General features: G+C 71.1%; 8 protein-coding genes. 7 read left to right on the top strand and 1 reads right to left on the bottom strand.

All coding sequences use genetic code 11. The features are described 5' to 3' along the window. Nucleotides 1-102 precede the first annotated feature (102 nt). From ACR9ZK_RS19640 to ACR9ZK_RS19625, 4 genes are all read left to right on the top strand, one after another. The gene (locus ACR9ZK_RS19640) at nucleotides 103-975 is read left to right on the top strand and encodes an amino acid ABC transporter permease (protein ID WP_481343653.1); all 873 of its coding nucleotides are present in this window, start codon (nucleotides 103-105) and stop codon (nucleotides 973-975) included. Continuing rightward, a complete protein-coding gene (locus ACR9ZK_RS19635; RefSeq protein WP_481343652.1) occupies nucleotides 975-1,832 on the top strand; it encodes an amino acid ABC transporter ATP-binding protein in 858 nt (285 codons plus the stop codon). The genes ACR9ZK_RS19640 and ACR9ZK_RS19635 overlap by 1 nt, the downstream gene beginning before the upstream one ends. Before the next feature lie 154 nt (nucleotides 1,833-1,986). Continuing rightward, nucleotides 1,987-3,306, top strand: a complete 1,320-nt coding sequence (paaK, locus tag ACR9ZK_RS19630; RefSeq protein WP_481343651.1) for a phenylacetate--CoA ligase PaaK — start codon at nucleotides 1,987-1,989, stop codon at nucleotides 3,304-3,306. 132 nt (nucleotides 3,307-3,438) lie between these two features. After that, nucleotides 3,439-3,894 carry a nitroreductase/quinone reductase family protein gene (locus ACR9ZK_RS19625; protein WP_481343650.1) on the top strand — a complete coding sequence of 152 codons (456 nt, stop codon included), beginning with the start codon at nucleotides 3,439-3,441 and terminating at the stop codon, nucleotides 3,892-3,894. Here ACR9ZK_RS19625 and ACR9ZK_RS19620 read toward each other — a convergent pair. Beyond that, the gene (locus ACR9ZK_RS19620; RefSeq protein WP_481343649.1) at nucleotides 3,886-4,296 is read right to left on the bottom strand and encodes a GntR family transcriptional regulator; all 411 of its coding nucleotides are present in this window, start codon (nucleotides 4,294-4,296) and stop codon (nucleotides 3,886-3,888) included. The two genes, ACR9ZK_RS19625 and ACR9ZK_RS19620, sit on opposite strands and share 9 nt — an antisense overlap. A 139-nt stretch (nucleotides 4,297-4,435) precedes the next feature. On the opposite strand from ACR9ZK_RS19620, the gene ACR9ZK_RS19615 reads away from it, so the two are divergent. From ACR9ZK_RS19615 to ACR9ZK_RS19605, 3 genes are all read left to right on the top strand, one after another. Further along, on the top strand, nucleotides 4,436-5,938 hold the full coding sequence (locus tag ACR9ZK_RS19615; RefSeq protein WP_481343648.1) for a cytochrome ubiquinol oxidase subunit I: 1,503 nt from the start codon (nucleotides 4,436-4,438) through the stop codon (nucleotides 5,936-5,938). A 17-nt stretch (nucleotides 5,939-5,955) separates the two neighbouring features. Further along, complete coding sequence (cydB, locus tag ACR9ZK_RS19610; protein ID WP_481343647.1) at nucleotides 5,956-7,005, top strand: cytochrome d ubiquinol oxidase subunit II; 1,050 nt, start codon at nucleotides 5,956-5,958, stop codon at nucleotides 7,003-7,005. Between the two features lie 12 nt (nucleotides 7,006-7,017). After that, a partial coding sequence (locus tag ACR9ZK_RS19605; protein ID WP_481343646.1) for an ABC transporter transmembrane domain-containing protein occupies nucleotides 7,018-7,773 on the top strand: 756 nt, incomplete at its 3' end.

Here is a 7,773-nt window from a genome sequence, read left to right as displayed (position 1 = left end):
TCCGTCGTCGGCAGCGTCAGATGTGTATAAGAGACAGCACCCGCGGCCGGGGACCGCCCCGGCATCATCGACGCGCGGCCGGTGCCCCACCCCGGCCGGTGGGTGGCGCTCGTCGTCATCCTCGTGCTCCTCGCGATGCTCATCAGCTCGTTCCTGACCAACGACCGCTGGAACTTCCCCAAGGCGCTCGAGATCATGAACCAGTCGCCCGTCCTCGAGGGGCTCTGGAAGGGCACGATCATCGGCACCGTCGGCGCGATGGTCATCGGTGTGGTCGGCGGCGTCCTCGTCGCGATCCTGCGCCTGTCGCCCAACCCGGTGCTGCGCGGCGTCTCGTTCGTCTACACGTGGTTCTTCCGCGGCATCCCGCGTCTCGTGCTCCTCGCGATGATCGGCAGCGGCCTCGGCTACCTCTACAGCCACATCGACTTCGGGGTGCCGTTCGGCCAGCAGCTCGCCTCGCTCATGGGCCTGGACCGCAGCTTCACGTTCTTCACGCTCAACGTCAACCAGTTCTCGAGCACGCTCCTCGCCGGCATCATCGGCCTGGGCCTGTCCGAGGCCGCCTACATGGCCGAGATCGCCCGCGCCGGGATCCTGTCGGTCGACCAGGGCCAGAACGAGGCGGCGGCCGCGCTCGGCATGAGCCGAGGCCAGGCGATGCGGCGGATCGTCCTGCCCCAGGCGATGCGCGTCATCGTGCCGCCGACCGGCAACGAGACCATCGCGATGGTCAAGGACACCTCGCTGCTGTCGGCGATCCCGGTCATCACCGAGCTCTTCTACCAGACGAGCGCGATCGGCAACCGGACGCTGCTCATCATGCCGGCGTTCGTGGCAGTCACCGCGTGGTACCTCGTCGTCGGGTCGGTGCTCATGGTCGGCCAGTACTTCCTCGAGCGACGTTTCGGGCGCGGCTTCGGCGCACCGAGCAACAGGCGGTTCGCGCGACCGGCCGGGGCAGGAGGCGCCTGATGCCAGACACGACCACGACCACCGACGCGTCGAGCGGGCCGGGGCGGCGGCGTCCGGGCACCGACGAGGAGCAGCCGCTCGTCCGGGCGCTCAACGTCCTGAAGAGCTTCCACGGCAACGAGGTGCTCAAGGGCATCGACCTCGACGTCCACCGCGGCGAGGTCGTCTGCCTCCTCGGCCCGTCGGGGTCGGGCAAGACGACGTTCCTGCGCTGCATCAACCAGCTCGAGCAGATCGACGGCGGCCGCATCTGGGTCGACGGCGACCTCGTGGGCTTCCGCGAGGAGAACGGCCACCTGCACCACCTGACCGACAAGCAGGTGGCCGCGCAGCGCCGCGAGATCGGCATGGTGTTCCAGCGCTTCAACCTCTTCCCGCACATGACGGCCCTCGAGAACGTCATCGAGGCCCCGGTCCAGGTCAAGGGCGTCGGCAAGAAGGCGGCGCGCGGGCGGGCCCAGCAGCTGCTCGAGCAGGTGGGCCTGGCCGACAAGGCCGGGTCCTACCCGGCGCAGCTGTCGGGCGGCCAGCAGCAGCGCGTCGCGATCGCGCGGGCGCTCGCCATGGAGCCGAAGCTCATGCTCTTCGACGAGCCCACCTCGGCCCTCGACCCCGAGCTGGTCGGCGACGTGCTCCGGGTCATGCGCGAGCTCGCCCGCGACGGCATGACGATGATCGTCGTGACGCACGAGATGGGCTTCGCCCGGGACGTCGCCGACCACGTCGTGTTCATGGACGGCGGTGTCGTCGTCGAGGAGGGGGCGCCCAAGGACGTCATCGGCAACCCGCAGCACGATCGCACCCGCACCTTCCTCAAGCGGATGCGCGCCGACTCCCACGACGACGCCGGCGCCTGACGCGTCACCGACCCGGCCGCGGCGCGTCCGCCCAACCCGGACGCCACGTCACCCCGCAACACACCGAGCAGCTGCCCGCTCCGCACGGAGTACCCGTGACGGGTTGGCAGCTGCTCGGTGTGTTGCGGTTCGGGGGTGGGTGACAATGGGCGGCATGACGACGGAGTCACCGGGGCCTCGGCCCGCCCTGCCGGACCACGAGATCCCGACGCTGTCGGTCGACGAGCTGCGCACGCTCCAGCTCGAGCGCCTGCAGGCGACGGTGCGGCGGGTGTACGACAACGTCTCGCACTACCGGAAGGCGTTGGAGGACAAGGACGTTCACCCGGATGACGTGCGAGGGCTGGCGGACCTGCGGCACCTGCCGTTCACGACCAAGGCGGACCTGCGCGCCAACTACCCGTTCGGGATGTTCGCGGTGCCGCGCGAGCACGTCGTCCGCATCCACGCCAGCTCGGGCACGACCGGCCGCCCGACCGTCGTCGGCTACACGCGGCGCGACGTCGACACGTGGGCCGACCTCATGGCCCGCTCGATCCGGCTGGCGGGCGGCCACCCGGGCGACGTCGTCCACGTCGCGTACGGCTACGGGCTGTTCACGGGCGGCCTCGGCGCGCACTACGGCGTCGAGCGGCTCGGGGCCACCGTCGTGCCGGTCAGCGGCGGCATGACCGAGCGACAGGTCCAGCTCATCCAGGACTTCGGCCCGCGGGTCATCATGGTGACGCCGAGCTACTTCCTGTCCCTCCTCGACGAGATGGAACGCGCCGGTCTCGACCCGTCCGCGACGAGCCTGCAGGTCGGCATCTTCGGCGCCGAGCCGTGGACCGAGTCGATGCGCCAGGAGATCGAGCGACGCACCGGCATGGACGCCGTCGACATCTACGGCCTGTCGGAGGTCATGGGGCCGGGCGTGGCGCAGGAGGCGGCCACGACGAAGGACGGCCTGCACGTGTGGGAGGACCACTTCTACCCCGAGGTCATCGACCCGGTCACCGAGGAGGTGCTGCCCGACGGTGAGCTCGGCGAGCTCGTCCTCACGTCGCTGACCAAGGAGGCGATGCCGGTGCTGCGCTACCAGACCCGCGACCTGACCCGGCTGCTCCCGGGCACCGCCGTGCCCTCGATGCGGCGCATGGCCAAGGTGACCGGTCGCACCGACGACATGATGATCATCCGTGGGGTCAACGTGTTCCCGACCCAGATCGAGGAGCACGTCCTCGCCGAGCCGGGGCTCTCGCCGTACTTCCAGTGCGTCCTGAGCCAGCCGGGCCGGATGGTCGAGCTGACGGTTCTCGTCGAGCCCCTCGAGCGCCTGTCGGAGGACGCGACCCGCGAGGTCGCGCGCCGCCTCGAGCACGCGGTCAAGACGCACGTCGGGGTGACGTGCCGCGTCGAGGTCCGCGCGCCGGGGTCGATCGAGCGGTCGATCGGCAAGGCCCGCCGGATCGTCGACGAGCGTCCCAGGGCCTGACGCGCCTGCTGCCACCGCCCCGCCGACGGGTCGGCCTCCGCGCGATTCGGTCCCGAGAAGGGCCTGACCGGTGCTTCACTCAGGCGAGGACGTCCGGGTCGGCCCGGACGCCGGCGAGCGAGCGAGGTCCCGATGGCATCGATCGGCCAGCGTCTGTGGAAGGTCGGCAGCACCGTCGCCGTCTGGGTGTACCGGCGCACCGGGGGCCGGCTCGGCGGTACGGCCAAGGGCGGCAGCCGCGTCCTGCTGCTCACCGTGGCGGGCCGCAGGACCGGCGTGCCGCACACGGTGCCCGTCGGGTACGTGCTCCGCGACGGCGCCTACTACCTGGCGGCCTCCGCCGGCGGGCAGCACGCCGAGCCGCAGTGGATCCGCAACCTGCGTGCGGCCACGTCGGCGACGATCGAGGTGGGCCGCGAGCGCCACGAGGTCGCCGTGGAGGTGCTGCGTGGCGCCTCGCGAGACGCGGCGTGGAACGACGTCATCGTCGCCACCCACCCGTTCTTCGCCGACTACGAGACGAAGGCGGGCCGCACCATCGCCGTGGCGAGGCTGACGCCCACGGAGTCCGGCGTCGGGTCAGCCTGAGGCCGGGGGCCGGAAGGCACGGCGCACCGCGTCGAGCGCGTCCGCCTCGCCGAACCCGGCGTCGCGCACGCCCGCGACGAACCGTGCGGCGAGCGCCTCCAGGGCGACCTCGCCGGCGTGCGCCCCGGTGGCGACGGTCGTGCCGGCGCGTCGACCGGTGACGACGAGACCCGCGGCCTCGAGCTGCTTGACGGCGCGGGCGACGGTGCCGGCGGCGACGCCGAGCTCGGTGGCCAGCCCACGCACGGTGGGCAGGCGGTCGCCGGGCAGGAGCCGCCCGCTCGCGATGAGGTCGGCGAGGCCGACGCGCACCTGCTCGAAGGGCGGGGCGGCCGCGTCGAGGTCGACGCGCACGAGTCCGCCACCGCCGGAACCGTCCACCGTCACCGTGCGTGCATCCACGCGGCCCATCCTCGCCGGTGCGGCCGGGCGTGGCGCGCCTCACACGCCGAACACCTCCCCGACGTGCTGTAGTACTACAGGGTGTCGTATCCTCTACTACGTCATGTAGTTCGCCAGTCTCTCCGTGTCGGGAGCCTCCATGGATGCCACAGACCTGGCCAGGTGGCAGTTCGCCATCACCACCGTCTACCACTTCCTCTTCGTGCCGATCACCATCGGCATGTCCCTCGTCGTCGCCGTCTTCAACACGCTGTGGGTCCGCACCCGCGACGAGCAGTGGATGCGGCTCGCCTCCTTCTTCGGCAAGCTCTTCCTCATCAACTTCGCGCTCGGGCTCGTCACGGGCATCGTGCAGGAGTTCCAGTTCGGGATGAACTGGAGCGACTACTCACGCTTCGTCGGTGACATCTTCGGTGCCCCGCTGGCCATCGAGGCGCTCCTCGCCTTCTTCCTCGAGTCGACCTTCCTCGGCCTGTGGATCTTCGGCCGCGGTCGCCTCCCCGAGAAGCTCCACGCCGCGACGATGTGGGTCGTCCACGTCGGCACCGTGCTGTCGGCGTACTTCATCCTCGCCGCCAACTCGTTCATGCAGCACCCGGTCGGCTTCCGGTTCAACCCCCAGAGCGGGCGCGCCGAGCTGACCGACTTCTTCGCGGTCCTGACGAACAAGGTGCAGCTCGTCACCTTCCCGCACGTCGTGCTGTCCGCCTACATGACCGGCGCCGGTGTCGTCATGGGCGTCTCGCTGTGGCTGATGCGACGCGAGGCACGCCGGGCCGCCGGTGTGGCCGCAGTGGCCACGGTGGCCGCGGTGGCCGGGGCCGGCGGCTCGGACGCCGGGATGTACCGGCGCGCGACGCGTCTGGCCGCCGTGTTCTGCCTCGTCGCGGCGGCGGGCGTCGCCCTGTCCGGTGACGTCCAGGGCAAGATCATGACCGAGGTCCAGCCGATGAAGATGGCCGCCGCGGAGGCGCTCTACGACTCGGTCCCGGCCGGTCAGGGCGCGCCCTTCTCGGTGCTGTCGGTCGGCTCCCTCGACGGCTCGCACGCCAACGCCGTCATCGAGGTTCCCGGCCTGCTCAGCTTCCTGGCCACCGGCTCGTTCGACGGTGCCGTCCAGGGCATCAACGACCTCAAGGCCGAGTACGCCCAGCGGTACGGGGCCTCCGGCGACCCGCTCGTCGCCGACGCGTCCACCGCCTATGCGCCCAACATCCCGACCACGTACTGGACGTTCCGTCTCATGATCGGGCTCGGCGTCGCCACGGCCCTCATCGCCCTCGCCGTCCTGTGGCTGACCCGCAGGGGCCGCACCCCGACCCAGCGCTGGCTCGTGTGGCTGGGCATCGCGGCACCGCTCCTGCCGGTGTTCGCGAACAGCTTCGGCTGGATCTTCACCGAGGTCGGTCGCCAGCCGTGGGTCGTCTTCGGCCTCATGACGACCGCCCACGGCGTGTCGCCGGGTGTGTCCGTCGGCGAGGTCCTCACCTCGATGGTCGTCTTCACCCTCCTGTACGGAGCGCTGGCCGTCGTCGAGGTCAAGCTCTTCCTCCACTACGTCCGAAAAGGTGCCGAGCCGTTCGAGCAGCCTCCGGACCCGAGCGAGCGGGACGAGGACGCACCCCTCGTCTTCGCCTACTGAAAGGCGCGTGACCACCCATGGACCTCGCAACCTTCTGGTTCATCGTCCTCGGCATCCTCTGGACCGGCTACCTCGTCCTCGAGGGCTTCGACTTCGGCGTCGGCATGCTCCTACCGGTGCTGGGGGGTCGGCGGTACGCGTCCGACGCGACCGACGCGCAGAAGCGCCGGCGCGTCCTGCTCAACACCATCGGGCCGGTGTGGGACGGCAACGAGGTCTGGGTGCTGACCGCCGGTGGCGCGACGTTCGCGGCCTTCCCGCACTGGTACGCCACGCTCTTCAGCGGCTTCTACCTGCCGCTGCTCGTCATCCTCGTCGCGCTCATCGTGCGCAACCTCGGGTTCGAGTACCGGCACAAGCGTGACGACGCCCGGTGGAAGGCACGCTGGGACCAGGCGATCTTCTGGGGCTCGCTCGTGCCCGCCCTCCTGTGGGGCGTCGCGCTGACGAACATCGTGCGCGGCGTACCGATCGACGCGCACAAGGAGTTCACCGGCACCGTCCTCACCCTGCTCAACCCGATGGGTCTGCTCGGCGGGATCGTCTTCGTGGCGCTGTTCCTCACCCACGGCGCGATCTTCGTGGCGCTGAAGACCGACGGGCAGATCCGCCACGAGGCACGCGTCATCGCCCAGCGGGTCGGTGGTGTCGCCGCGGGGGCGGCGGTCGTGCTGCTGCTGTGGCTGGGTGTGACCGACGGCAAGGTCGCCTCGTGGGCCACGACGGTCGTGGCGGCGGTGGCGCTGCTCGGCGCGCTGGCGGCCAACCGCGCCGGACGCGAGGGGTGGGCGTTCGTCGGAACGGCGACGACGATCGCCATGGCGGTCGCGACGTACTTCCTCGTGCTGTTCCCGAACGTCATGCCCTCGACGACCGACCCGGCGTTCAACCTGACCGTCGACAACGCGTCGAGCACCGACTACACGCTCAAGGTCATGACGATCGTCGCGCTCGTCTTCACGCCGATCGTCCTGCTCTACCAAGGCTGGACGTACTGGGTGTTCCGGAAGCGCTTGACCACCAAGCACATTCCCGAGGACGCTCCGCTCGTTCCCAGCGGTACCTGAGGGGCCGACGACGTGAGACCCTTCGACCCACGGCTGCTCCGGGTGGTCCCCGCCGCCCGGAGGCCCGCCCTCGCCCTCGGCGCCTTGGGCGTCGCGAGCGGCGTCGCGACGATCGCCACCGCCTTCGCCCTGTCGGCCGTCGTCGTCGGCGTCGTCGACGGGTCCGGGCTCGTCGGCCCGCTGACCTGGCTCGGCGCGCTGTTCCTCGTGCGCGCCGGGCTCGCCGCCGGCAACGAGGCCGTCGCGGCGTGGGCCGGCGTGGCGGCGTCGTCGGCGCTGCGCTCCGCGCTGCTGCGCCACTGGGGCCGGGTCGACGCCGACACGGCGCCCGAGCCCGGCCGTGCCGTGGCGCTCGCCACCGCGGGCACGAGCGCGGTCGAGCCGTACGCGTCGAGGTACCTGCCGACGCTCGTCACCGCCGCGTTCGTTCCGGTCGTCGCCCTCGGCACCCTCGTCGTCGTCGACTGGCCGAGCGCGCTCGTCGTCGCGCTGACGCTGCCGCTGCTGCCGCTGTTCGCCGCGCTCATCGGCCGCGCCACCGCCGACACGACCGAGCGGCGCTGGGCGGCACTGGCCGCGCTCGCGGGCCACTTCCTCGACGTCGTCCGTGGCCTGCCGACGCTCGTGTCCTACGGTCGCGCGCGGCGCCAGGTCGAGACGGTGCGCGAGGTCAGCGACCGGCACCGCCGCGCGACGATGGAGACCCTCCGCATCGCGTTCCTGTCCTCGGCCTGTCTCTTATACACATCTGACGCTGCCGACGACGGA

The organism is Monashia sp. HAY1-5C (assembly GCF_056755255.1).
Note: the sequence above shows the minus strand (reverse complement) of the source record. Positions and strands in the feature narration are given on the sequence as shown.